Genomic DNA, 24,408 nt, shown 5'->3' on the forward strand with positions numbered 1-24,408 from the left:
GCCGCCGGCTGGCTGACCGCGCACCGGCCCGACCGCGTGCTCGTCGTCGGCCGGCCGACCCTGTCGCGACCGGTGGCGCAGCTGCTGCGCGACCCCGCGGTCGACGTCGAGCTGGTGGCCGGGCCCGGGCCGTGGCCCGACCCGAGCGGCCGCGCCCGTGCCGTGCACCCGTTCGCGGTGCTGTCAGCCGACGGTCCGGCGCAGGTCGACGACGCGTGGCCGGCTGCCTGGCGCGACGCGGCGGACGTCGTGGCGCCCCTCGTGCGGCGGGCGGTCGAGACGTCGTGGCCCTCCGGCACGGCGGTCGCGGCGCACCTCGTCGACGCGCTGCCGCCCGGGGCGCAGCTGCTCGCGGGCTCGTCGAACGCGGTGCGCGAGCTCGACGTCGCGGCCGGGTCGGCGCCCGTCGAGGTGGTGGCCAACCGCGGCCTGGCCGGCATCGACGGCAACGTGTCGACCGCCGCGGGGCTGGCGCTGGCGTCGTCGCGTCCCACCTACGCGCTGGTCGGCGACCTGACACTGGTGCACGACCTCGCCGGGCTGGTCAGCGGACCGCTGGAGCGGCGTCCCGACCTGACGGTGGTGCTGGTCGACGACGACGGCGGCGGCATCTTCGGGCTGCTCGAACCCGGTGCGCCGCAGCACGTGCAGGCGTTCGACCGGGTCTTCGGCACGCCGCTCGGGCTCGACCTGGCGGCGGTGTGCCGGGCGCTGGGCGCCCGCTGGACCGCGGCCACGACCCCGGTCGAGCTGGCCGCCGCGGTCGCCGAGCCGCCGTCCGGCACGCACGTCGTGGGCGTGCAGGTGCCCCGCGACACCCAGCGCGGGCTGCACGAGGCGCTGCGGGCGGCGGTCGCCGACGCGCTCGGGCAGCGCTCCCGGGTGCGCCCGGGACCCTGAGGCCGCAGCCTTGACCGGCACGTCCCTGCCCTGATCTCGGAGGACCCGTTGGCTCGCAAGTGGTGGACGCTCGTCGCCGTCTGCACCGGACTGTTCATGCTGCTGCTCGACATCACGATCGTGAACGTCGCGCTGCCCGACATCCAGCAGTCGTTCGGCGCGTCGCTGTCCGGTCTGCAGTGGGTGATCGACGCGTACGCGCTCACGCTGGCCGCGCTGCAGCTGACCGCCGGCTCCGTCGCCGACCTGCTCGGACGCCGCAGGGTGTACGCCGCGGGCATCGTGGTCTTCACGCTGGGGTCGTTGGCGTGCGGGCTGTCCGACAGCGTGCTCACGCTCTCGCTGGCCCGCGCCGGGCAGGGCGTCGGCGGCGCGATCATGTTCGCCACCGGCCTGTCGCTGCTGGCGAACGCGTTCTCCGGCCGTGAGCGGGGCGTGGCGTTCGGGGTCTTCGGCGGCGTCACCGGTCTGGCGACCGCCGCCGGCCCCGTCGTGGGCGGCGCCCTGATCAGCGTCGGGTCGTGGCCGCTGATCTTCTTCGTGAACATCCCGATCGGCATCGGCGCGCTGATCGTGACGCTGCGCGGGGTCGACGAGTCGCGCGACGAGCGGGCCAGCCGCCCCGACCTCGTGGGGTTCGTGACCTTCAGCCTGGCACTGACGGCGCTGGTGCTGGGCCTGATCCGCAGCAGCGGCGACGGCTGGTCGTCGCCGCTGGTCGTCGCCTGCCTGGTGGCCGCCCCGGTGCTGCTCGCGCTGTTCGTGCTGGCGCAGCTGCGCGGCCGGCACCCGATGTTCGACCTCCGCCTGCTGCGGGTGCCGACCTTCACCGGCGGGCTGCTCGCGGCGATCGGCATCTCGGCGTCGATGTTCTCGGTGCTGACCTACATCGTGATCTACCTGCAGGGCCTGCTCGGCTACACGCCGCTGCAGACCGGCCTGCGCACGCTGCCGTTCTCCGGCGTGGTGTTCCTGACGGCGATCGTCGCCGGGCGGCTCACGTCGCACGTGCCGACCAAGGCGCTCATCGGCCCCGGGTTCCTGCTGGTCGCCGCCGGGCTGCTGCTGATGCGCGGCATCGGCACCACCACCGAGTGGACCCACCTGCTGCCGGGGCTGCTGGTGGCCGGCGTGGGCACCGGCCTGATCAACGTGCCGCTCGCGTCGACCGCGGTCGGGGTCGTGCCGCCGCAGCGGTCCGGCATGGCCTCGGGGGCCAGCTCGACGTTCCGCCAGGTCGGCATCGCCACCGGCATCGCCACGCTCGGCACGGTGTTCTCGTCGCACATCGCCTCGTCGCTGCAGACGTCGCTGGCCTCGACCCCGCTCGCCGGCCGGTCCGAGCAGCTGGCGGGCGCCGTCTCCAGCGGGGCGCTGCGCCAGGTCGTGGGGCAGATCCCGCAGCAGGCGCGGGCGGTGGCGCAGCAGGCCGGGCAGACCGCCTTCGTCGACGGCCTGAACCGCATCCTGCTGCTCGCGGCGTTCGTGGCCGTCGGTGCGGCGATCACCAGCCTGCTGCTGATCCGCCAGCGCGACTTCGTGCCGCAGGGCGCGCCCGCCGGCCCCGCGGCCGCGGACGACGCGCCGCGCGAGCCGGAGTCCGTCAACCGCTAGGACGACGACGGACGACGAGGGGCCCGGGGCAGGCGTCCCGGGCCCCTCGTCGTGCGGTGGTCAGCGGGTGCGCAGCACCGCCACGCGACCCGCCGCGCCCGAGGCCCAGACGGCGCCGTCGCGGGTGGTCTCGACGCTGTCGAGGCTGCTGGTGTCGAACGTCGTCCACGAGCGGCCGCCGTCGCGCGACAGGTCGCTGCCCGTCGGACCCACGGCGACGACCGCGGCGCGGCCGAGGCGCCGGGGCAGCCACGCCGAGCCCGAGCGGTAGCCGCCCAGGTCGCCGCCGGACCGGAACCGGCGTCCGCCGTCGGTCGACACCGCCGAGAAGTCCGTGCCCACCTCGGGGGTGTTGAAGTTGCCGCCCACGGCGACCAGCGACCGCTTGCCGCGCACGGCCAACGAGAAGATGCCGGCCCCCGCCGGGTCGGCCGGGATCGACGTCGCGGTGACGCGCCACGTGCGGCCCCGGTCGCTGCTGCGCCACACCCGCGACGCGGTGCCGCCACCGGCGAGCCAGACGTCGGAGCGCCCGCTCGTCACCAGGCAGGTGCCGCTGGCCGCGAACCCCGCCTCGCCCGGCAGGGTCGCCGGCATGCCGGCCGAGCTCGCGACGCGCCACGAGCGGCCGCCGTCGGTGGTGCGCAGCAGCCGCCAGCGACCGTCGACCGGGTCGCTCATGGCCAGGCCGTTCCGCTTGTCCCAGAACGAGAAGCAGTCGTAGAACGCGGTGGGCTCGGTGTTCGTGTAGGTGAGCGTCCAGTGCGCGCCGCCGTCCGACGTCCGGTAGAAGCGCGAGTCCTCGCCCTCGCCGGCGGCCATGATCACCGCGTTGCGGCTGTCCCAGGCCTCGATGTCGCGGAACTCCAGCGCCGCCGCGTCACCGCCGGGCGAGACGTCGAGCCAGTGCCGGCCGCCGTCGACGGTGCGCCACACGGTGCCGAGGCTGCCGGACACCCAGGCCACGCGGCTGCTCACCGGGGCGAGCCCGCGCAGCCGAGCGGCGCTCTCGGGGGTGGCCGTGTCGGACCACGAGGGGGTCGGCACCGGCCTCGGGTGGTGGCGGGGGTGGGCGCTCGCCTGCAGGGGAGCGGCCAGGGCGGCCGTGGTGGCCAGCACGACCAGGGCTCGGACGACGGTGTTGGGGCGCATGCCCGGAACCTACTGGTGCGTCCGGTCGAGCGAAAGGGTGTCGAGCACCCGCGGCCAGGCCAGTGCGCCCAGCTCGCGGTCGGCGTCGTCGTCGCCGCCGAAGGCGCGGGCCGGGTTCGGTGGCAGCGGGCGCTCGCCGGGGAGCACCACCCGGTGCCCTGCCGTCGCGGTGCTGACGACCTCGACCGGGACGGAGGCCTTGCGGCACAGGGCCTGCAGCGCGTGCGCGCTGGGCAGGGCGGGCCACAGCGCGTCGGCGCCGCCGGCCACCAGCAGGTGCCTCCCCGGGCCGGGGTGCAGCAGGGCGGCCGACACCGCGCCGGGGTCGCGCGCCAGGCTGCGCTCGTACAGGGCCCGGTACGACACCGGCTCGGGGCCCGGCGTCCAGTCGTCGTCGTAGGGCACGAACGGCAGCGGGCGCCCCCGCCAGGTCCACGACGAGCGGTAGGGGTGCGTGACGCCGTCCGCGCCCGGGCCGACGTTCGCCCACGCGACGTGCGTGGGGGCGAGGGCCACGACGGCGTCGAGCCGGTGGTCGCGAGCGGCCACCGCCACGGCGGCCTCCGCCGTCTTCGAGGTGCCGACGAACCCGAGCGGCACACCAGGTGCCTTCTGCTGCAACGCGTCCAGCATCTTCGTGAAGGTCTCGAGCGGCACCTCGCAGATGCCCGGCGGCTGCCCGGCGCCGCCGAACCAGCGACACGTCAGCGCGAGCGCGCCGTGGCGGGCGAGGAGCGCGGCCCGCTCCGACTCGACCCGTCCGCTCGAGCCCGACAGCACCAGCACGGCCGCCCGCACCGCGCCGTCCGGCCGGTGCCACTCGAAGCCGTTGCGCTGCAACGCGTCTAGCGGCCCGTCAGCGCGTCGCGCACCGGCACCAGCTTGGCGTCCGACTCGGCCAGCTCGGCATCGGGGTCGCTGCCGGCGACGATGCCGCAGCCCGCCAGCAGCCGCAGCCGGGTGGCGTCGTCGGGGTCGACCTCCGCGCAGCGCAGCGCGATGCCCCACTCGCCGTCGCCGCGGCCGTCGATCCAGCCCACCGGCCCGCTGTAGCGGCCGCGGTCCATGCCCTCGAGCGCCGCGATGAGCTCGCGCGCCGCCTCGGTGGGCGTGCCGCAGACCGCCGCGGTGGGGTGCAGCGCGGCGGCCAGCCGCAGCGCCGTCGCGTCGTCGGCCAGCACGCCCGCGACGTCGGTGGCCAGGTGCATGACGTTGGGCAGGTGGAGCACGAACGGCGACTCGGGCACGTTCATCGACGAGCAGTGCGGGGCCAGCGCCTCCGCCAGCGAGCGGACGGCGTACTCGTGCTCCTCGAGGTCCTTGCTCGAGCGCGCCAGCGAGCCGGCCAGGGCCAGGTCGTGCGCGTCGTCGCCCGTGCGCCGGATGGTGCCGGCCAGCACCCGGGAGTGCACCAGCCCCCGCTCCAGGCGCACCAGCAGCTCGGGGGTCGCCCCGAGCAGGCCGTCGACCGCGAACGTCCAGCAGCCGGGGTAGCGCTCGGCGAGGCCGCGCAGCAGCCACCGCTGGTCGACCGCGCGGTCGGCCTGCGCCTCGAGGTCGCGCGCCAGCACCACCTTCTCGACCTCGCCGGCCGCGATGCGCTCGACCGCGCGCGCCACGGCCGCGGCGTACGACACCCCGCCGAGCGTGCCGTCGGCGAACCGCACCGTGCCGGGGCTGGCGGCGTCGTGCGCGCGCAGCCTGGGCGCGCGGGGCAGCTGGTCGCCGGTCGTCGCCGTCGTGACCCACCAGGTGCCGTCGCGGTGGCCGACGACGACCTCGGGCACGACCAGCGCGCCGCCGCGCGAGGAGCGCGCGTCGAACGCGAACGAGCCGAAGGCGACCGGGCCGGTGCCCGGCCGCCCGAGCTCGTCGCGGACGACGGCGTGGGCGACCTGCTGCCGCCACCAGTCGTCGGCGTCGGTGATGCGTGGCTCGCCCGTCGTGTCGAAGCGCGCCGCCTCGCCCCAGCCGACCAGCCCCTCGCCGCGGCGCACCCACGACACGACGGGGGCGTCGGGCAGCAGCGACAGCAGCGGGCCGGGGTCGCGCACCTGCACCGTGCGGACGACGAGCTGCGCCTCGGGTTCGGCGTGGGCGCTCGTCACCGGGTCAGGGTAGGTCGCCCGCGCCGCGTCCGCGCGAGCGCCCCGTTCGAGCGGGTGCGGCGCGCTCAGCCCACCACGGAGAGCTCGAACCAGACCGTCGTGCCGTCGGGGGAGCTGTGCCTCGTGGTGCCCCAGTCGCGCGACATGGCCTGCACCAGCCACAGGCCGCGGCCGTGCTCGCCGTCCACCGTCGGTTCCTTCGGGCTCGGCCGGCCCACCCCGTGGTCGGTCACGGCCACCCGCAGGTCATCGCCGTCCACCTCGACCGCCAGCGTGACGGCGCCCTCGCCGTGGGTGACCGCGTTGGTGATGAGCTCGGTCGCCAGCAGCGCCGCGTCGTCGACGGCCTCCGGTCGCACCGACCAGCCGCGCAGCATGCCCACGAGGAAGGCGCGGGTGGCCGGCACCGACCCGGGCACGGAGGGCACGATCGCCGTCGCCGAGTCGGGGTCGGCGTCGATCGGCCGGGGGTCCATGTGCCGCTCCTCGTGGCTCGGGTGCTGCGTCCCGACGATCGAACCAGACCCGCGGGGGGTCGCGCGCGCCCACGGCCTCCGGGTGCCGGCCGATCGGTCGCCCGTGCGAGAGTGACGCCGTGAGCCGCGCCAGCCTCGACAAGCGTCCCGGCGAGGTCGCCGCGATGTTCGACGACGTCGCCGCCCGCTACGACCTGACCAACGACGTCCTCTCGCTCGGGCAGGACCGTGCCTGGCGCCGTGCGGTGGTGCGGGCGCTCGACGTCCGGCCGGGGGAGCGGGTGCTCGACCTGGCGGCCGGCACCGGCACCAGCAGCCTGCCGTTCCAGCGGGCGGGCGCGCAGGTCGTGGCCACCGACTTCTCGGTCGGCATGCTGCGGGTCGGTCGCCGCTCCCAGCCGGCCCTGCCGTTCGCGGCGGGCGACGCGACGCGGCTGCCGTTCGCCGACGCGTCCTTCGACGCGGTCACGATCTCGTTCGGGCTGCGCAACGTCGTCGACACCGGCGCTGCGCTGCGCGAGCTGCTGCGGGTCACCCGGCCCGGCGGCCGGCTCGTGGTGTGCGAGTTCAGCCGCCCGACGTGGACGCCGTTCCGCCGGGTCTACCTCGACTACCTGATGCGGGCGCTGCCGCGGATCGCCCGCGCGGTCAGCTCGAACCCCGACTCCTACGTCTACCTCGCCGAGTCGATCCAGGAGTGGCCGGGCCAGCGCGAGCTCGCGACCCGCCTGCAGGGCGAGGGCTGGGCGGACGTCGCGTGGCGCGACCTCACCGGCGGCGTCGTCGCGCTGCACCGCGCCACCCGCCCCAGCTGACGCCTTCGCCCCGTTGGCGCGGTATCGGTGCCAGGCTGTCGGCGGGCAGGCGTAGAGTCTGCGACGTCTTCGTGAAGGCGTTCACAAGCAACGTGATCAGGCCTTTTCAAGTAAGGATCGCCTTATCTCGACGGGCGCAGCGCGCGCCCTAGGATGACGGCGCCGGGACGGCTCCCGGCGTCCAGGCACCACGCTCGTCGCACCGTCCGGACCGGGCGGACCACACCCAGAGAGGAGCGAGGCGGCATGAACCCCTACGTGCCGATTCTCGTCCTGTTCGCCATCGGCGCGGGATTCGCCGTCTTCTCCGTGGTCGCCGGGTCCCTGTCGGGTCCCAAGCGCTACAACCGCGCGAAGCTCGACGCGTACGAGTGCGGCATCGAGCCCTCGCCCCACGCTGCTGGTGGCGGGCGGTTCCCCGTGAAGTACTACCTGACCGCGATGCTCTTCATCATCTTCGACATCGAGTCGGTGTTCCTCTTCCCGTTCGCGGTGGGGTTCAACCAGCTCGGGCTCTTCGCCCTCGTCGAGATGGTGCTGTTCATCCTCACGGTGTTCATCGTGTACGCCTACGTGTGGCGTCGCGGTGGGCTGGAATGGGACTGAGGCCCAGATGGGTATCGAGGAGAAGCTCCCCGCAGGCTTCCTGCTGACGACGGTCGAGAGCCTCGTCGGCTACATGCGCAAGAGCTCGCTGTGGCCCGCGACCTTCGGGCTCGCCTGCTGCGCGATCGAGATGATGGCCGTCGGCACCCCCGACTACGACATCGCCCGCTTCGGCATGGAGCGGTTCAGCGCCACCCCGCGCCAGGCCGACCTGATGATCGTCGCCGGCCGGGTCAGCCAGAAGATGGCCCCTGTCGTGCGTCAGGTCTACGACCAGATGCCCGAGCCCAAGTGGGTCATCGCGATGGGCGTCTGCGCCAGCAGCGGCGGCATGTTCAACAACTACGCGATCGTGCAGGGCGTCGACCACGTGGTGCCGGTCGACATCTACCTGCCGGGCTGTCCGCCCCGCCCGCAGATGCTGCTCAACGCGATCATCGAGCTGCACCACCAGATCCAGAAGATGCCGCTCGGCGTCAACCGGGTCGAGGCGGCCCGCGCGGCCGAGGCGGCTGCGCTCGAGGCGACCCCCACCTCGCAGATGAAGGGCCTGCTGGCGTGAGCGACCCCACCGGCCGGCAGCCGAAGGACCAGGTCGGCGACGACAACGCGACCGTCGGCCAGACCCGGCGCGCGGCCGCGGTGGCCCAGGAGGCCGCCCCGCAGACCGCCGAGATCGCGACGACCACGCCCGAGGCCGAGGTCGTCGACGTCCGCACCGGCATGTTCGGCGCGCACGGCCCCGGCGACACCTCCGGCTACGGCGGCCTGGTGCGCCCGGTCGTGATGTCCGCGCCGTCCGCGCGGCCGTTCGACGGCTGGTGGGACGAGGTCGCCCAGGTGCTGGTCGACGTCCTGCCCGAGCACGGCACGTCGTACGAGCAGGCGATCGAGAAGGCCGTCGTCGAGCACGGCGAGATCACCTTCTTCGTCCGCCGCGAGCGGCTGGTCGAGGTCGCGCGGGTGCTGCGCGACGAGCCGGCCACCCGCTTCGAGATGTGCGTCAGCGTCAGCGGCGTGCACTACCCGCACGAGGTCGGCCGCGAGCTGCACTCGGTCTACCACCTGCTGTCGCTCACCAACGGCAGCCGCCGCATCCGGCTCGAGGTCGTCTGCCCCGAGGGCGACACCCGCGTGCCGTCGGTCTGCGACGTCTGGCCCGGTGCCAACTGGCACGAGCGCGAGACCTGGGACCTGTTCGGGATCGTCTACGACGGTCACCCGGCCCTCACCCGCATCCTCATGCCCGACGACTGGCCGGGCCACCCGCAGCGCAAGGACTACCCCCTCGGCGGCATCCCCGTCGAGTACAAGGGCGCGCAGATCGCACCGCCCGACCAGCGGAGGTCGTACAGCTGATGACCCAGCAGACGGATCCCTACGGCGCCACCACCACCGACGACGCGGTCGCGGGGCGCGTGCTGAACGCCGCCGGCGGCGACTGGGACGACGTCGCCGAGGAGGCCGCGGCCCTCGGCGAGGAGCGCATCGTCGTCAACATGGGCCCGCAGCACCCGTCCACGCACGGCGTGCTCCGGCTCATCCTCGAGATCGACGGCGAGACGGTCACCGAGGCCCGCGCGGGCATCGGCTACCTGCACACCGGCATCGAGAAGAACATGGAGTTCCGCACCTGGGTGCAGGGCGTCACGTTCTGCACCCGCATGGACTACCTGGCCCCGATGTTCCAGGAGACCGTCTACTGCCTGGCGATCGAGCGGCTGCTCGGCGTCACCGACCGCATCCCCGAGCGGGCCAGCGTCATCCGGGTGCTCATGATGGAGCTCACCCGCATCTCCTCCCACCTGGTCGCGATGGCGACCGGCGGCATGGAGATGGGCGCCACCACGGTCATGACCGTCGGCTTCCGCGAGCGCGAGCGCATCCTCAAGGTGATCGAGCTGATCACCGGGCTGCGCATGAACAACGCCTACATCCGCCCCGGCGGCGTGGCGCAGGACCTGCCCCGCGGCGCGGTCGACGAGATCCAGTCGATGATCCCCGAGGTGCAGCGCGGTCTCGGCGAGCTCGAGAAGCTGCTCAACGAGAACCCCATCCTCAAGGGACGCACCGTCGACGTCGGCTACCTCGACCTCACCGGCTGCATCGCCCTCGGCATCACCGGTCCGGTGCTGCGCTCCACCGGCCTGCCGCACGACCTGCGCCGTGCGCAGCCCTACTGCGGCTACGAGACCTACGACTTCGACGTCATCACCCGCGACTCGTGCGACGCCTACGGGCGGCTGCGCATCCGCATCGACGAGTGCTACGAGTCGCTGCGGATCATCGCGCAGACCGTCGAGCGCCTGCAGCGCCTCGAGGGGCCGGTGATGATCGAGGACAAGAAGATCGCGTGGCCGGCGCAGCTGGCCATCGGGTCCGACGGCATGGGCAACAGCCTCGACCACATCCGGCACATCATGGGCACCTCGATGGAGGCGCTCATCCACCACTTCAAGCTGGTGACCGAGGGCTTCCGGGTGCCGGCCGGGCAGGTCTACCAGGCCGTCGAGTCGCCGAAGGGCGAGCTCGGGGTGCACCTGGTGAGCGACGGCGGCACCAAGCCGTACCGCGCGCACTTCCGCGACGCGAGCTTCAACAACCTGCAGGCCACCGCCGCCATGTGCGAGGGCGGCCAGATCGCCGACGTGATCGTGGCCGTCGCCTCGATCGACCCCGTCATGGGAGGTGTGGACCGCTGATGTCGGTCGACCCGCAGCCTGTCGCGTCCGTGACCTCCGCGCACGACGCCTATCCCGCCGACGTCCGCGCCCGGCTCGAGGCGGACGCCGCCGTGGTGGTCGCGCGCTACCCGCAGAGCCGCTCGGCCCTGCTGCCGCTGCTGCACCTCGTGCAGTCCGAGGACGGCTACGTCAGCCAGCGCGGCATCGAGCTGTGCGCCGAGCTGCTCGACCTCACGACGGCCGAGGTGGCCGGCGTGGCGACGTTCTACTCGCAGTACAAGCGGCACCCCAACGGCGAGTACACCGTCGGGGTCTGCACCAACACGCTCTGCGCGATCATGGGCGGCGACGCCATCTTCGACAGCCTGTCGGAGCACCTCGACGTCGGGCACGACGAGACGACCGACGACGGCAAGATCACCCTCGAGCGCCTCGAGTGCAACGCGGCCTGCGACTACGCGCCGGTCGTGATGGTCAACTGGGAGTTCTTCGACCGGCAGACCCCGTCGAGCGCCCGCGAGGTCGTCGACGACCTGCGGGCGGGCGCGCCCGTCGTCCCGACCCGCGGTGCGGGCCGGGTCTGCACCTTCAAGCAGGTCTCCCGCGTGCTGGCCGGGTTCGACGACGGCCGCGCCGACGAGGGCGTCGGCGCCGGTGACGCGTCCCTGGTCGGCCTGCGGCTGGCCAAGGAGCGCGGCTGGACGGCCCCGTCCCCCCGCGCCAGCGGCTCGGCGGCACCCACCGAGCAGGTGGCGGCCGAGGAGATCGGCTCCCCGGGCGCCCCGAGCGCCAACGACGCAGCCGCCAAGGGGCAGGCCGGCGACGCCAGCCGCTCCGACGCGGCGCACCAGAAGGAGGTCTAGGCATGACCACCCTCACCCCCGTCCTGAGCGCGTTCTGGGACGACGACGCCTCGTGGAGCATGGCCACCTACGAGCGCGAGGGCGGCTACGGCGCGCTGCGCACCGCGCTGCAGACGCCCAAGGCCGACCTCATCCAGCTGGTCAAGGACTCGGGCCTGCGCGGCCGCGGCGGCGCCGGGTTCCCCACCGGCATGAAGTGGGGCTTCCTGCCGCCGGACGACGGCGGGCCCCGCTACCTCGTGGTGAACGCCGACGAGTCCGAGCCGGGCACCTGCAAGGACATCCCGCTGATGATGGCGGCGCCGCAGTTCCTGATCGAGGGCGTGGCGATCACGTCGTACGCGATCGGCTGCACGCACGCGTTCATCTACGTGCGCGGCGAGGTCGTGCACGTCTACCGCCGCCTGCTGCGCGCCGTCGAGGAGGCGTACGCGAAGGGCTTCCTGGGCAAGAACATCCTGGGCAGCGGCTTCGACCTCGACGTCACCGTGCACGCCGGCGCCGGCGCGTACATCTGCGGCGAGGAGACGGCGCTGCTCGACTCGCTCGAGGGACGGCGCGGCCAGCCCCGTCTCAAGCCGCCGTTCCCCGCGGTCGCGGGCCTCTACGCCCGGCCCACCGTCGTGAACAACGTCGAGTCGATCGCCTCGGTCCCCTCGATCGTGGCCAACGGCGCCGACTGGTTCACCTCGATGGGCAGCGAGAAGTCCACCGGGTTCGGCTTCTTCAGCCTCTCCGGCCACGTCGCCCGCCCCGGCCAGTACGAGGCACCGCTCGGCGTCACGCTGCGCGAGCTGCTCGACATGGCCGGCGGCATGCGCTCGGAGCAGTACGGCCTGAAGTTCTGGACGCCGGGCGGCTCGTCGACGCCGATCCTGACCGCCGAGCACCTCGACGTCCCGCTCGACTTCGAGGGCGTCGGCGCGGCCGGCTCGATGCTCGGCACCCGCGCGCTGCAGATCTTCGACGAGAGCGTCTCGGTCGTCCGCGCGGTCAGCCGCTGGGTCGACTTCTACGCGCACGAGTCCTGCGGCAAGTGCACCCCGTGCCGCGAGGGCAACTTCTGGATGAAGCAGATCCTGCAGCGCCTCGAGCACGGCAAGGGCACCGAGCGCGACATCGACCTGCTGCTCGACGCGTGCGACAACATCCTGGGCCGCTCGTTCTGCGCGCTCGGCGACGGCGCCACCTCCCCGGTGACGTCGGCCATCCAGTACTTCCGCGACGAGTTCGTCGCCGGCACCCACACCCCGGCGGACGTGCTGTTCCCGCCGGAGCACTCCCTGCTGTTCGCCCCGGAGGTGGCCGCCAAGTGACCGTCACGACGCCGACCGGCGGCACCCCGCCGGCCACGCGCGACGACCTCGTGCACCTGACGATCGACGACGTCGACGTCGCGGTGGAGAAGGGCACGCTCATCATCCGGGCGGCCGAGCAGCTCGGCGTCCAGATCCCGCGGTTCTGCGACCACCCGCTGCTCGAGCCGGTCGGCGCCTGCCGCCAGTGCCTGGTCGACGTCGCCATGCCCGGCCCGGACGGGTCGCTGCGGCCGATGCCGAAGCCCCAGGCCTCCTGCACCATGACCGTCACCGAGGGCATGCAGGTGCGCACCCAGCGCACCTCGCCGGTGGCCGACAAGGCGCAGCAGGGCGTCATGGAGCTGCTGCTCATCAACCACCCGCTCGACTGCCCGGTGTGCGACAAGGGCGGCGAGTGCCCCCTGCAGAACCAGGCGCTGAGCAACGGCCGCAGCGAGTCGCGCTTCGAGGACGTCAAGCGCACCTACCCCAAGCCGATCGCGATCAGCACCCAGGTGCTGCTCGACCGCGAGCGCTGCGTGCTCTGCGCGCGCTGCACCCGGTTCAGCGACCAGATCGCCGGCGACCCGTTCATCTCGCTGGTCGAGCGCGGCGCCCTGCAGCAGATCGGCATCTACGAGAAGCAGCCGTTCCAGAGCTACTTCAGCGGCAACACGGTGCAGATCTGCCCGGTCGGCGCGCTCACCGGTGCGGCCTACCGCTTCCGGTCCCGTCCGTTCGACCTGGTCTCGACGTCGAGCGTCTGCGAGCACTGCGCGTCCGGCTGCTCGCTGCGCACCGACACCCGCCGCGGCCAGGTGCTGCGCCGGCTCGCCGGTGACGACCCCGAGGTCAACCAGGAGTGGAACTGCGACAAGGGCCGGTGGGCGTTCACCTACCGCACCGAGGACCGGCTCACCCACCCGCTGGTGCGCGACGCGCAGACCGGTGAGCTGCAGGTCGCCTCGTGGCCCGAGGCGCTCGAGGTCGCGGCCCGCGGCCTGGCGGCGGCCCGCGCCGCCGGTGGCGTCGGCGTGCTGCCCGGCGGCCGCGTGACGTTCGAGGACGCCTACGCCTACGCCAAGTTCGCCCGGCTCGCGCTCGGCACGAACGACGTCGACTTCCGCGCCCGCCCGCACTCGGCCGAGGAGGCCGACTTCCTGGCCCACCACGTGGCCGGGCACTGGGCCGGCGCCGCCGGCGTCACCTACGCCGAGCTCGAGGCTGCCCCCGCGGTGCTGCTCGTCGGGTTCGAGCCCGAGGAGGAGTCGCCGATCGTCTTCCTGCGGCTGCGCAAGGCGGTGCGCGCGCACCGGCAGCAGGTCGTGTCGGTCGCGCCGTGGACGACGCGCGGGCTCGAGAAGCTGCGCGGCACGCTGGTGCCCGCGGCCCCCGGCACCGAGGCCGAGGTGCTCGAGGCCCTGGTGAGCGGCAGCCCCGAGGTCGACGCCGTCACCGAGCTGCTGCGCTCCGAGGGCGCGGTCGTGCTCGTCGGCGAGCGGATGGCCGAGGTGCAGGGCGCGCTGTCCGCCGTCTCCCGCCTGGCCGACGCCACCGGCGCCCGGCTCGCGTGGGTGCCGCGTCGCGCCGGAGAGCGCGGTGCGGTCGAGGCCGGCGCGCTGCCGGGCCTGCTGCCCGGTGGTCGTCCGCTCGCCGACGCCGCGGCCCGGGTCGACGTCGCCGCCGTGTGGGGGTCGGCCGAGCTGCCGACCGCCCCGGGGCGCGACGCCGGCCAGATGCTCGCGGCGGCCGCGGCGGGTGAGCTGGCGGCGCTCGTCGTCGGCGGCCTCGACCCGGCCGACCTGCCCGACCCCGAGCTGGCGACCGCGGCGCTGACCGCGGCCGGCTTCGTCGTCTCGCTCGAGTCCCGGCACAGCGCCGTCACCGAGCTGGCCGACGTCGTGCTCCCGGTGGCCGCGGCCGCCGAGAAGGCCGGCACGTTCTGGGACTGGGAGGGTCGTGAGCGGCCCTTCGCGACCGTGCTGCAGACCTCGTACCAGAGCGACTACCGGGTGCTGCACCTGCTGGCGGACGAGCTCGACGTCGACCTGCGTGCCCGCGACCTGGGCGAGCTGCGCGACGAGGCCGCCGAGCTGGCCGGTTGGGAGGGTGCGCAGGCGCCCGCCCCGGCGGTGCCGGCCGGTGACCTGCCGCAGCCGGGCCGCGGGCAGGCCGTGCTGGCCACCTGGGCGCAGCTGCTCGACGCCGGTCGCCTGCAGGACGGCGAGCCGTGGCTGGCCGGCACCGCGCACCGCGCCGTCGCCCGGGTGTCGCAGGCCACCGCCGCCGAGGTCGGCGTGGCCGACGGCGACCTGCTCACCGTGCGCAGCGCGCACGGGGCGCTGAGCTTCCCGGTCGTCGTCACCGAGCTGCCCGACCGCGTCGTCTGGGTGCCCACCAACCAGCCGGGCCTGCCGGTGCGCAGCACGCTGCGCACCACCGCCGGGTCGGTCGTCGAGCTCTCCCGCGGAGGTGCCGCATGATCACGGCCGGTCAGCTGGTCGCCGCCACCACGGCACCGGGCAGGGCGGCGAGCTTCGCCGACGAGACCTGGTGGCTCGTGCTGGCCAAGGCGCTGGCGATCTTCGTCTTCCTCGTGGTCACGACGCTCATCGTGATCTGGGCGGAGCGGCGCATCATCGGCCGGATGCAGCAGCGTCCGGGCCCGAACCGCACCGGCCCGTTCGGCCTGCTGCAGTCGCTGGCCGACGGCGTGAAGCTCGCGCTGAAGGAGGACCTGATCCCGAAGGCGGCCGACAAGGTCGTCTACATCCTGGCGCCCGCCATCGCGGCGGCCTGCTGCTTCGTGGCCTTCGCGATCATCCCGTTCGGCCCGGCCGTGAGCGTCTTCGGGCACCGCACCCCGCTGCAGCTGACCGACGTCCCGGTCGCCGTGCTGTTCGTGCTCTCGGTGGCCAGCGTCGGCGTCTACGGCATCCTGCTCGCCGGCTGGTCGTCGGGCTCGACGTACCCGCTGCTCGGCGGTCTGCGCTCCTCGGCGCAGATCGTGAGCTACGAGATCGCGATGGGCCTGTCGCTGGTCCCGGTGTTCCTCTACGCCGGCTCGATGTCGACGTCGGCCATCGTCGACGCCCAGCGCAGCCAGTGGTTCGTGATCCCGGCGATCTTCTCGTTCGTCGTCTACGTGGTCACGATGTTCGGCGAGACCAACCGGCTGCCGTTCGACCTCGCCGAGGGCGAGGGCGAGCTCACCGGCGGGTTCCACACCGAGTACTCCTCGCTGAAGTTCGCCCTGTTCTTCCTCGCCGAGTACGTGAACATGGTGACCGTCTCGGCGCTGGCCACGACGATGTTCTTCGGCGGCTGGCGCGCCCCCTGGCCGCTGTCGTCCATCGACGACGGCGTGCTGAACACCGGCTGGTGGCCGGTGCTGTGGTTCGTCGTGAAGCTGTGGCTCTTCCTGTTCTTCTTCATCTGGGTGCGCGGTTCGCTGCCGCGCGTGCGCTACGACCAGTTCATGCGGTTCGGCTGGAAGTTCCTCATCCCGGCCAGCCTGCTGTGGATCGTCGCGGTGGCCACCATCCGCGCGCTGCCCGACGTCACGTCGTCCGGCCGCACCAAGCTGTTCGTGGCCATCGGCGTGCTCGCCGTGGTCGGCGGGGCGATCGCCTGGGTGATCGACTCCCGCACCGAGCGGCGCGAGCCCGAGGGCGGCTGGGAGCTCGGCGAGGTCGACCCGTTCGCGGGCGGCCACCCGGTGCCCCCGCTGCCCGGCCAGCAGCTCATCCGCAGCCGCGGCCCGCGCGCCCTGACCGGCGCGGGTGCCCCGACCGACGACGTGGAGGCGCAGTCTCGTGACTGAGCACGACGGCACCACCGACGACACCGTCCCGGCCCGCACCTCGGGCCAGGAGACCGCGCGCCCGCAGGAGGTCGTGGGCCGCAGCGACGGCGACGTCGACAAGGGCGCCGGTGCACCCGGCCCGATCTCCTCGCTGGTGCCGCAGGTCGCGGGCTTCGGGGTCTCGTTCTCCACGATGTTCCGCAAGGTCTACACCGAGGAGTACCCCGAGAAGCCGCGCCCGACGGCGCAGCGCTGGCACGGGCGGCACCAGCTGAACCGGTACGCCGACGGCCTGGAGAAGTGCATCGGGTGCGAGCTGTGCGCCTGGGCGTGCCCGGCCGACGCCATCTACGTCGAGGGCGCCGACAACACCGACGACCACCGCATGTCGCCCGGTGAGCGGTACGGACGCGTGTACCAGATCAACTACCTGCGGTGCATCTTCTGCGGGCTCTGCATCGAGGCGTGCCCCACCCGGGCGCTCACGATGACCAACGAGTACGAGCTGGCCGACAGCTCGCGCGGTCGGCTGATCTTCGAGAAGGACCAGCTGCTCGCGCCCATCCGCACCGGGATGCTGCCGCCGCCGCACCCCATGCCCGCCGGCCTCGACGCCGACGACTACTACCGCGGCAACATCAGCGGTCCGACCGACGACCAGCAGGCCTGGGTGCAGGCGCACGAGCACCGCGACACCGGCGAGTCCGAGCCGGCCACGGGCGTGCAGACCGAGGGCGAGGCCGTCATCCAGGAGGCTCGCCGATGAGCACGTTCGCACCCGCCGCCGTGCACGCGGCCGTGCAGGCCGCCGGCAGCCCCGCCCCGACCGGCTCCGAGACGGTGCTGTTCTGGGTGCTCGCACCCGTCATGGTGCTGTCCGCCCTCGGCCTGCTGTTCGCCCGCAAGGCCGTGCACGCGGCGCTGGGCATGGCCGTCGTGATGGTCAGCCTCGGCGTCATCTACCTCGTGCAGGACGCCGACTTCCTCGGCGTCATCCAGGTGTTCGTCTACACCGGCGCGGTCATGATGCTGTTCCTCTTCGTGCTGATGCTCGTCGGCGTCGACTCCTCCGACTCCCTCGTCGAGACCATCAGCGGCCAGCGCTGGGTGGGCGTGCTGCTCGCGCTCGGCCTGGCCGTGCTGCTGATCGCCGGCGTCGGGTCGTTCACGTTCTCCGGCCCGGTCGGCCTCACCCAGGCCAACGCCGAGGGCAACGTGCTGGGCATCGCGAACAAGATCTTCGGCCAGTACGTCTGGGCGTTCGAGGTCACCAGCGCGCTGCTCATCACCGCCGCGCTCGGCGCGATGGTGCTCGCCCACCGCGAGCGCATCGGCGAGAAGGTCACCCAGCGGGTGCTGGCCCGCCGCCGGTTCAGCGAGCCCGGCCGGCAGCCCGCCGGTCTGCCCGCGCCGGGCGTGTTCGCCCGGCACAACGGCGTCGACACGCCGGCGCTGCTGCCCGACGGCACACCGTCCGAGCTGTCGGTGTCGCGCGTGCTGCGCGCCCGCTCGCAGGTCGGCGACAGCAAGCAGCTCGAGTCCCAGACCGCGGCCATCGAGGCCGACGTCGAGCGCGGAGGCAAGCGATGAGCCTGCACAACTACATCGTGCTGTCGGCGATCCTGTTCTCGATCGGCGCGGCGACGTTCCTGCTGCGTCGCAACGCGATCGTGGTGTTCATGGGCGTCGAGCTCATGCTGAACGCCACCAACCTCGCGTTCGTCACCTTCACCCGCCTGCACGGCAACCTCGACGGCCAGGTCGTCGCGCTGTTCGTGATGCTGGTGGCGGCCGCCGAGGTCGTGGTCGGCCTGGCGATCATCCTGAGCATCTTCCGGGCCCGCCGCTCGGCCTCGGTGGACGACGCCAACCTGCTGAAGCTCTAGCCTCTCCACGGCCCCCGGGCCGCGCACGCCTGCACTCGCACACGAACCGACGGGACCTGACCATTGACCACCTCAGTGCTCGCGGCGGAGGGCGCCTTCCACACGACGGCGGCCTCCGGCGCGTTCTCGCTGACCTGGCTGCTCGTGGGGCTGCCGCTCCTCGGGGCCGCGGTGCTGCTGCTCGGCGGCCGCCGCACCGACCGGTTCGGCCACCTCGTCGGCACCCTGTGCTCGTGGGGCGCCTTCGTCGTCGCGGCGATCCTGTTCGTCGCGCTGCTCGGTGAGAGCGAGAGCGGGCGCTCGATCGACCAGCACCTGTTCAGCTGGGTGCCGGCCGGCGCCTTCCAGCTCGACGCCGGGCTGCTGCTCGACCCGCTGTCGCTGGCGTTCGTGCTGCTGGTGACCTTCGTCGGCTCGCTCATCCACGTCTACTCCATCGCCTACATGGAGCACGACGCCGACCGCCGCCGGTTCTTCGCCTATCTCAACCTCTTCGTGGCCTCGATGCTGCTGCTGGTGCTGGCCGACAGCTACCTGCTGCTGTACGTCGGCTGGGAGGGCGTGGGTCTCGCGTCGTACCTGCTCATCGGGTTCTGGAACCACAACCCGGCGTACGCCGCCGCGGCCAAGAAGGCGTTCATCGCCAACCGCGTGGGCGACTTCGGGCTGAGCGTCGCGATCATGATCATGTTCGTGCAGTTCGGCAAGGTCGACTTCGCGACGGTCTTCAACGCCTCGTCGGGCGCGAGCACCGCGGCGCTCACCGCGATGGCCCTGATGCTGCTGCTCGGCGCGTGCGGCAAGTCCGCGCAGTTCCCGCTGCAGTCGTGGCTGGGCGACGCGATGGCCGGCCCGACGCCGGTGTCGGCGCTCATCCACGCGGCCACGATGGTCACCGCGGGCGTCTACCTCGTCGTCCGCTCGCACCCGATCTTCGACCTGGCACCGAACGCGCAGCTGGTCGTCGTGATCGTCGGCGCGATCACCCTGGTGTTCGGGGCGGTCGTCGGCTGCGCCAAGGACGACCTGAAGAAGGCCCTCGCCGCCTCGACCATGAGCCAGATCGGCTACATGATGCTCGCCGCCGGCCTCGGCCCGGTGGGCTACGTCTTCGCGATCTTCCACCTGCTGACCCACGGCTTCTTCAAGGCCGGCATGTTCCTCGGCGCCGGCTCGGTCATGCACGGCATGCGCGACCGCGTCGACATGCGCACCTTCGGCGGCCTCAGCGCCAAGATGAAGATCACCTGGATCACCTTCGGGCTGGGCTGGCTGGCGATCATCGGCTTCCCGGGGCTGTCCGGCTTCTGGAGCAAGGACAAGATCATCGAGGCCGCGTTCGAGGGCGACGGCTGGCGCGCGTGGGTCTTCGGCCTGACCGCGATGCTGGCCGCCGGCGTCACCGCGTTCTACATGAGCCGGTTGTTCTTCATGACCTTCATGGGCAAGCGGCGCTGGCTCGAGGACGACCACCCGCACGAGTCGCCCGCCCTGATGACGGTGCCGATGATGGTGCTGGCCGTCGGCTCGGCGCTGCTCGGCCTGGCGCTCGGCCCCACGGGCCTCATCGAGGACTGGCTGCACCCGGTGGTCGGCGAGCACCCCGACGTCGAGCCCGTGCTGGCCCCCGCGGTCATCACGATCCTGACCCTCGTGCTGGTGCTCCTCGGTGTCGGCCTGGCCTACCTGCGGTACTGGCGCGACGACGTCGCCCGCACCGCCCCCGTCGGCTCGCTGGCCACCCGCGCCGCGCGCCGCGACCTCTTCCAGGACGACGTGAACGAGGCCCTGCTGATGCGTCCCGGCCAGCACCTGACGCGCTCGCTGGTCTTCGCCGACAACAAGGGCGTCGACGGCGCCGTCGGCGGGCTGGCCGCGCTGATCGGCGGGTTGTCGGCACGCACGCGTCGCCTGCAGAACGGGTTCGTCCGCACGTACGCGCTCGGGATGCTCGCCGGCGTCGTCGTCCTCCTCGCAGCCGTGGCGGTGATCTCCTGATGAGCAGCTTCCCCTGGCTCACGACCATCGGCGTCGTGCCGCTGGTCGGCGCCGTCGTCGTCGCGGCCCTGCCGGCCGCCTCGGCGCGCCTGGCCAAGCTCGTGGCGCTGGTGTTCTCGCTGGTGCCGCTGGTGCTGACCATCGCGATGGCGCTGCAGTTCGAGAACGGCTCCGCCCAGCAGTTCCAGTTCACCGAGCTGCACCACTGGATCCCGTCGCTCGGCGTCAGCTACTCGCTCGGCGTCGACGGCATCGCGCTCACGCTGGTCGCCCTGTCGACCTTCCTGACGCCGGTCTGCATGCTGGCCGCCTGGCGCGACGCGCCCGAGGTCGGCCGCCGCGAGCACCACTACTTCGCGCTGCTGCTGGTGCTCGAGACGATGATGGTCGGGGTCTTCTCGGCCACCGACGTCTTCCTGTTCTACGTGTTCTTCGAGGCCATGCTCATCCCGGTGTACTTCCTCATCGGGTCGTACGGCGGTCCGCAGCGGCAGTACGCCGCGGTGAAGTTCCTGCTGTACTCGCTGGCCGGCGGGCTGATCATGCTCGTCGCGGTGATCGCGCTCTACGTGGCCGGCCCCGGCGGCCCCGAGGGCTTCACGCTCGACCAGCTGATCGGCACCGAGATCGGCACGGACGCCGCGCGCCTGATGTTCCTCGGCTTCTTCTTCGCCTTCGCGATCAAGGCGCCGATGTTCCCGGTGCACACCTGGCTGCCGGACGCCGCCTCCGAGGCGCCGCCGCCGGTCGCCGTGCTGCTCGTCGGCGTGCTCGACAAGGTGGGCACGTTCGGCATGATCCGGTTCTGCCTGCCGCTGTTCCCCGAGGCCTCGCGCTGGGCGACGCCGGTGATCATCGTGCTGGCGATCGTGTCGATCGTGTACGGCGCGCTGCTGGCGATCGGCCAGACCGACGTCATGCGGCTCATCGCCTACACGTCCATCTCGCACTTCGGCTTCATCGTGCTGGGCATCTTCGCGATGACCTCGACCGGCCAGTCCGGCTCGATGCTCTACATGGTCAACCACGGGTTCTCGACGGCCGCGCTGTTCCTGGTGGCCGCGATGCTGGCGGGCCGTCGGGGCTCGCGACGCATCCCCGACTTCGGCGGCTGGCAGCGCGTGACGCCGCTCGTGGCGGGCGCGTTCCTGATCGCCGGCCTGTCGAGCCTGGCGCTGCCCGGCCTGTCGAGCTTCGTCAGCGAGTTCCTGGTGCTGGTCGGCACGTTCGCCCGCTACCCGGCGGCCGGTGTGGTCGCCACCGTGGGCATCATCCTGGCGGCCATCTACATCCTGCTCATGTACCAGCGCATGATGACCGGCCCCAAGCCGGAGTCGGCGGCCGGCACGCCCGACCTGACCGCCCGCGAGGCGTGGGTCGTGGCGCCGGTGCTGGCGGTCATCATCGCCCTCGGGGTCTTCCCGAAGCCGGTGCTCGACGTCATCAACCCGGCGGTCGAGCGCACGATGTCGCAGATCGGCATGACCGACCCGACACCGCGCGTCGCCGTCCCAGCGGTCCAAGGAGATTCGAAGTGAGCGCCCTCGTCGCGGCCGACATCAGCGCGCCCCAGGTCAGCTACGCGCTGGTCGCGCCGATCCTGGTCGTCTTCGGCGCCGGCCTGGTGTCGGTGCTGGTCGAGGCGTTCGCGCCCCGCCGGGTGCGCTGGAACGCGCAGGTGGGCGTCACCGTCGTCGGGCTGCTCGCGTCGTTCGTCACCGTCGTGCTGGCCGCCGACGACCCGAAGGGCTCGACCGCGGCGAAGGCGGTCGTGGTCGACGGCCCGACGCTCTTCCTGCAGGGCACGATCCTGGTGCTCGCCCTGCTCGGGGTGCTCACCATGGCCGAGCGCTTCGCCGGCAGCGAGGGCAACGCGTTCACCTCGCAGGGCGCGAGCGTGCCCGGCTCGGCGTACGAGGCGGCCACCGCCCGCGCCGGCTGGGTGCAGAGCGAGGTCTTCACGCTGACGCTGTTCTCGGTCGCCGGCATGCTGCTCTTCCCGGCCGCAGGCGACCTGCTCACGATGTTCGTGGCGCTCGAGGTGCTGTCGCTGCCGCTGTACCTGATGTGCGGGCTCGCCCGTCGCCGGCGCCTGCTGTCGCAGGAGGCCGCGCTGAAGTACTTCCTGCTCGGGTCGTTCTCGTCGGCGTTCTTCCTGTTCGGCGTGGCCCTGCTGTTCGGCTTCTCGGGCTCGCTCTACCTCGACGACATCGCCACCGCGATCGCCGGCACCACGTCGTCCAACACGATGCTGCTGATCGGCGTCGCGATGGTCTCCGTCGGGCTGCTGTTCAAGGTCGGCGCGGTGCCCTTCCACTCCTGGACGCCGGACGTCTACCAGGGCGCGCCGACCCCGGTGACCGGCTTCATGGCCGCCTGCACCAAGGTCGCGGCCTTCGGCGCCATGCTGCGGCTGTTCTACGTCGCCGTGCAGGGCAACCGCTGGGACTGGCAGCCGCTGGTCTGGGCCGTGGCCATCGCCACCATGGTGGTCGGCTCGGTGCTCGCGATCACGCAGACCGACGTGAAGCGCATGCTCGCCTACAGCTCGATCGCGCACGCCGGCTTCATCCTCACCGGCGTGCTGGCCTTCGACAAGACCGGCCTGTCGGGCTCGCTCTTCTACCTGGCCGCCTACGGCTTCACCACGATCGGCGCGTTCGCCGTCGTGACGCTGGTGCGCGACCAGGCGGGCGAGGCCACGCACCTGTCGCAGTGGGCCGGACTGGCTCGCCGCTCGCCGCTGCTGGCCGCGGTGTTCAGCCTGTTCCTCCTCGCCTTCGCCGGCATCCCCGCGACGTCCGGCTTCATCGGCAAGTACGCGGTGTTCTCGGCGGCGGTCGGTCACGGCGGCACCTGGCTGGCGATCGTGGGCGTGGTGTCGAGCGCCATCGCCGCGTTCTTCTACGTGCGCGTCATCGTGCTCATGTACTTCTCCGAGCCGGACGGCGACAGCACCGTGGTGGCCGCCCCGAGCGCGTTCACCACCGTCGCGATCGGCGTCGGCGCGCTCATGACCATCGTGCTCGGGATCCTGCCGGGGCCGGTGCTCGACCTGGCCACGCGCTCGTCGACCTTCCTGCCCTGAGGCCCCGTCGCATGCTGACCCGGTCGGTCGGCACTCGTGCGACGTCCACCCGAGGCACGCCTACGATGGTGAGGTGCAGGTGACCGCCGCCGACGCCTTCGGCCTCCCCATCGACGACCCAGCGCTGGCCGCAGCCGTCACCGACGGCATGGAGCGGGTCGAGAAGCAGCTCGAGCAGGCGGTCGACCACGTCGACGTGTTCATCGCGGGCGCTGCCCGGCACCTCCTGGAGGCCGGCGGCAAGCGGTTCCGACCGCTGCTGACCGTGCTGTCGGCGCAGCTGGGCCCCGAGCCGGGCCCGGTGAGCGACGACGTCGTGCGGGCGGCCGTCGTGGTCGAGCTGACGCACCTGGCGTCGCTGTACCACGACGACGTGATGGACGAGGCGATGCTGCGGCGCGGCGCCGACAGTGCGAACGCGCGCTGGGGCAACACCGTCGCCATCCTCACCGGCGACCTGCTGTTCGCCCGGGCCTCGCAGGTCGTGACCGACCTCGGGGTCGAGGCGGTGCGGGTGCAGGCCGAGACCTTCGAGGTGCTCTGCGCCGGGCAGACCCACGAGACCATCGGACCGCCCGAGGGGGCCGACCCGGTCGAGCACTACCTCACCGTGCTGGGCGAGAAGACCGGTTCGCTCATCGCGACCGCCGGCCGGTTCGGCGCCCGCTTCGGGGGTGCCGACGACGCGGTCGTCGAGGTGATGCGTCGCTACGGCGAGCGCATCGGCGTCGCGTTCCAGCTGGCCGACGACCTCATCGACCTGGCGTCCGAGTCGGCCGAGTCGGGCAAGACGCCGGGCACCGACCTGCGCGAGGGCGTGCCCACCCTGCCGGTGCTGCTCGCCCGGCGGTCGACCGACCCCGCCGACGCCCGGCTGCTCGAGCTGCTCGACGGCGACCTGCACGACGACGCCCGGCACGCCGAGGCGCTCGAGCTGCTGCGCGCCCACCCGGCCATGACCGAGGCGCGCGAGGTCACCCGCCAGTGGGCCGACGACGCCCGCGCCGCGCTCTCGTCGCTGCCAGAGGGCCCGATCACCCGGGCGCTCGCCCAGCTCGCGCACGGCGTCGTCGAGCGCTCGGCCTGACCCGCGCGCGCCCGAGTGGCGCGGGAGG

22 protein-coding genes are annotated in these 24,408 nt (G+C 72.9%); 18 read left to right on the forward strand and 4 right to left on the reverse strand.

Going from position 1 to position 24,408, the window contains the following annotated elements:
- Positions 1-900: thiamine pyrophosphate-dependent enzyme (locus tag ACYVI6_RS08865; RefSeq protein ID WP_460446021.1), on the forward strand; the 900-nt coding region annotated here is incomplete at its 5' end.
- 48 nt (positions 901-948) lie between these two features.
- Complete coding sequence (locus tag ACYVI6_RS08870; RefSeq protein ID WP_460446022.1) at positions 949-2,514, forward strand: MFS transporter; 1,566 nt, start codon at positions 949-951, stop codon at positions 2,512-2,514.
- A 60-nt stretch (positions 2,515-2,574) separates the two neighbouring features.
- Here ACYVI6_RS08870 and ACYVI6_RS08875 read toward each other — a convergent pair whose 3' ends face one another.
- The 4 genes from ACYVI6_RS08875 to ACYVI6_RS08890 form a co-directional block, all read right to left on the reverse strand.
- Positions 2,575-3,666 (reverse strand): oxidoreductase, encoded by a 1,092-nt coding sequence (locus ACYVI6_RS08875; protein WP_460446023.1) that lies wholly within the window; start codon positions 3,664-3,666, stop codon positions 2,575-2,577.
- Between the two features lie 9 nt (positions 3,667-3,675).
- Positions 3,676-4,506: an acyl-CoA thioesterase gene (locus ACYVI6_RS08880; RefSeq protein ID WP_460446024.1), complete on the reverse strand. Its 831-nt coding sequence runs from the start codon at positions 4,504-4,506 to the stop codon at positions 3,676-3,678.
- 5 nt (positions 4,507-4,511) lie between these two features.
- Complete coding sequence (locus tag ACYVI6_RS08885) at positions 4,512-5,774, reverse strand: isochorismate synthase (protein ID WP_460446025.1); 1,263 nt, start codon at positions 5,772-5,774, stop codon at positions 4,512-4,514.
- Between the two features lie 65 nt (positions 5,775-5,839).
- Positions 5,840-6,250, reverse strand: coding sequence for an ATP-binding protein (locus ACYVI6_RS08890; protein ID WP_460446026.1), 411 nt, complete (start codon positions 6,248-6,250; stop codon positions 5,840-5,842).
- Between the two features lie 119 nt (positions 6,251-6,369).
- On the opposite strand from ACYVI6_RS08890, the gene ACYVI6_RS08895 reads away from it, so the two are divergent.
- The 16 genes from ACYVI6_RS08895 to ACYVI6_RS08970 all read left to right on the forward strand — a co-directional run bounded on the left by ACYVI6_RS08895 (position 6,370) and on the right by ACYVI6_RS08970 (position 24,380).
- Positions 6,370-7,065: a demethylmenaquinone methyltransferase gene (locus ACYVI6_RS08895; protein WP_460446027.1), complete on the forward strand. Its 696-nt coding sequence runs from the start codon at positions 6,370-6,372 to the stop codon at positions 7,063-7,065.
- 246 nt (positions 7,066-7,311) lie between these two features.
- Entirely contained in the window at positions 7,312-7,671 is a 360-nt protein-coding gene (locus ACYVI6_RS08900; protein ID WP_460446028.1) for an NADH-quinone oxidoreductase subunit A, read from the forward strand.
- Positions 7,672-7,678: 7 nt separating this feature from the next.
- Positions 7,679-8,233, forward strand: coding sequence for a NuoB/complex I 20 kDa subunit family protein (locus ACYVI6_RS08905; RefSeq protein WP_460446029.1), 555 nt, complete (start codon positions 7,679-7,681; stop codon positions 8,231-8,233).
- On the forward strand, positions 8,230-9,030 hold the full coding sequence (locus tag ACYVI6_RS08910; RefSeq protein ID WP_460446030.1) for an NADH-quinone oxidoreductase subunit C: 801 nt from the start codon (positions 8,230-8,232) through the stop codon (positions 9,028-9,030). The genes ACYVI6_RS08905 and ACYVI6_RS08910 overlap by 4 nt, the downstream gene beginning before the upstream one ends.
- Positions 9,030-10,373 carry an NADH-quinone oxidoreductase subunit D gene (locus ACYVI6_RS08915; RefSeq protein WP_460446031.1) on the forward strand — a complete coding sequence of 448 codons (1,344 nt, stop codon included), beginning with the start codon at positions 9,030-9,032 and terminating at the stop codon, positions 10,371-10,373. Before ACYVI6_RS08910 ends, ACYVI6_RS08915 begins: the two co-directional genes overlap by 1 nt.
- Positions 10,373-11,218: an NADH-quinone oxidoreductase subunit NuoE gene (nuoE, locus tag ACYVI6_RS08920; RefSeq protein ID WP_460446032.1), complete on the forward strand. Its 846-nt coding sequence runs from the start codon at positions 10,373-10,375 to the stop codon at positions 11,216-11,218. The genes ACYVI6_RS08915 and nuoE overlap by 1 nt, the downstream gene beginning before the upstream one ends.
- 2 nt (positions 11,219-11,220) lie before the next feature.
- Positions 11,221-12,534: an NADH-quinone oxidoreductase subunit NuoF gene (nuoF, locus tag ACYVI6_RS08925; protein ID WP_460446033.1), complete on the forward strand. Its 1,314-nt coding sequence runs from the start codon at positions 11,221-11,223 to the stop codon at positions 12,532-12,534.
- Positions 12,531-14,999, forward strand: a complete 2,469-nt coding sequence (locus tag ACYVI6_RS08930; RefSeq protein ID WP_460446034.1) for an NADH-quinone oxidoreductase subunit G — start codon at positions 12,531-12,533, stop codon at positions 14,997-14,999. The genes nuoF and ACYVI6_RS08930 overlap by 4 nt, the downstream gene beginning before the upstream one ends.
- The gene (gene nuoH / locus ACYVI6_RS08935; protein ID WP_460446035.1) at positions 14,996-16,339 is read left to right on the forward strand and encodes an NADH-quinone oxidoreductase subunit NuoH; all 1,344 of its coding nucleotides are present in this window, start codon (positions 14,996-14,998) and stop codon (positions 16,337-16,339) included. Before ACYVI6_RS08930 ends, nuoH begins: the two co-directional genes overlap by 4 nt.
- Complete coding sequence (gene nuoI, locus ACYVI6_RS08940; protein ID WP_460446036.1) at positions 16,332-17,087, forward strand: NADH-quinone oxidoreductase subunit NuoI; 756 nt, start codon at positions 16,332-16,334, stop codon at positions 17,085-17,087. The genes nuoH and nuoI overlap by 8 nt, the downstream gene beginning before the upstream one ends.
- Positions 17,084-17,911, forward strand: a complete 828-nt coding sequence (locus ACYVI6_RS08945) for an NADH-quinone oxidoreductase subunit J (RefSeq protein ID WP_460446037.1) — start codon at positions 17,084-17,086, stop codon at positions 17,909-17,911. Before nuoI ends, ACYVI6_RS08945 begins: the two co-directional genes overlap by 4 nt.
- Positions 17,908-18,207, forward strand: coding sequence for an NADH-quinone oxidoreductase subunit NuoK (gene nuoK, locus ACYVI6_RS08950; protein WP_460446038.1), 300 nt, complete (start codon positions 17,908-17,910; stop codon positions 18,205-18,207). The genes ACYVI6_RS08945 and nuoK overlap by 4 nt, the downstream gene beginning before the upstream one ends.
- A gap of 63 nt (positions 18,208-18,270) precedes the next feature.
- Positions 18,271-20,205, forward strand: coding sequence for an NADH-quinone oxidoreductase subunit L (gene nuoL, locus ACYVI6_RS08955; RefSeq protein ID WP_460446039.1), 1,935 nt, complete (start codon positions 18,271-18,273; stop codon positions 20,203-20,205).
- The gene (locus ACYVI6_RS08960; protein WP_460446040.1) at positions 20,205-21,743 is read left to right on the forward strand and encodes an NADH-quinone oxidoreductase subunit M; all 1,539 of its coding nucleotides are present in this window, start codon (positions 20,205-20,207) and stop codon (positions 21,741-21,743) included. The genes nuoL and ACYVI6_RS08960 overlap by 1 nt, the downstream gene beginning before the upstream one ends.
- A complete protein-coding gene (gene nuoN, locus ACYVI6_RS08965; protein WP_460446041.1) occupies positions 21,740-23,293 on the forward strand; it encodes an NADH-quinone oxidoreductase subunit NuoN in 1,554 nt (517 codons plus the stop codon). The genes ACYVI6_RS08960 and nuoN overlap by 4 nt, the downstream gene beginning before the upstream one ends.
- A gap of 79 nt (positions 23,294-23,372) precedes the next feature.
- Positions 23,373-24,380: a polyprenyl synthetase family protein gene (locus tag ACYVI6_RS08970; RefSeq protein WP_460446059.1), complete on the forward strand. Its 1,008-nt coding sequence runs from the start codon at positions 23,373-23,375 to the stop codon at positions 24,378-24,380.
- Positions 24,381-24,408 lie beyond the last annotated feature (28 nt).

This window comes from Angustibacter aerolatus (genome assembly GCF_054776675.1).

What these genes read in the sequence shown, in the direction of transcription:
- ACYVI6_RS08875 (WP_460446023.1), bottom strand. Translation starts at nt 3,666, where the DNA reads ATGCGCCCCAACACCGTCGTCCGAGCCCTGGTCGTGCTGGCCACCACG.
- ACYVI6_RS08890 (WP_460446026.1), bottom strand. Translation starts at nt 6,250, where the DNA reads ATGGACCCCCGGCCGATCGACGCCGACCCCGACTCGGCGACGGCGATC.
- ACYVI6_RS08900 (WP_460446028.1), top strand. Translation starts at nt 7,312, where the DNA reads ATGAACCCCTACGTGCCGATTCTCGTCCTGTTCGCCATCGGCGCGGGA.
- ACYVI6_RS08905 (WP_460446029.1), top strand. Translation starts at nt 7,679, where the DNA reads ATGGGTATCGAGGAGAAGCTCCCCGCAGGCTTCCTGCTGACGACGGTC.
- ACYVI6_RS08915 (WP_460446031.1), top strand. Translation starts at nt 9,030, where the DNA reads ATGACCCAGCAGACGGATCCCTACGGCGCCACCACCACCGACGACGCG.
- nuoE (WP_460446032.1), top strand. Translation starts at nt 10,373, where the DNA reads ATGTCGGTCGACCCGCAGCCTGTCGCGTCCGTGACCTCCGCGCACGAC.
- nuoF (WP_460446033.1), top strand. Translation starts at nt 11,221, where the DNA reads ATGACCACCCTCACCCCCGTCCTGAGCGCGTTCTGGGACGACGACGCC.
- nuoH (WP_460446035.1), top strand. Translation starts at nt 14,996, where the DNA reads ATGATCACGGCCGGTCAGCTGGTCGCCGCCACCACGGCACCGGGCAGG.
- ACYVI6_RS08945 (WP_460446037.1), top strand. Translation starts at nt 17,084, where the DNA reads ATGAGCACGTTCGCACCCGCCGCCGTGCACGCGGCCGTGCAGGCCGCC.
- nuoK (WP_460446038.1), top strand. Translation starts at nt 17,908, where the DNA reads ATGAGCCTGCACAACTACATCGTGCTGTCGGCGATCCTGTTCTCGATC.
- ACYVI6_RS08960 (WP_460446040.1), top strand. Translation starts at nt 20,205, where the DNA reads ATGAGCAGCTTCCCCTGGCTCACGACCATCGGCGTCGTGCCGCTGGTC.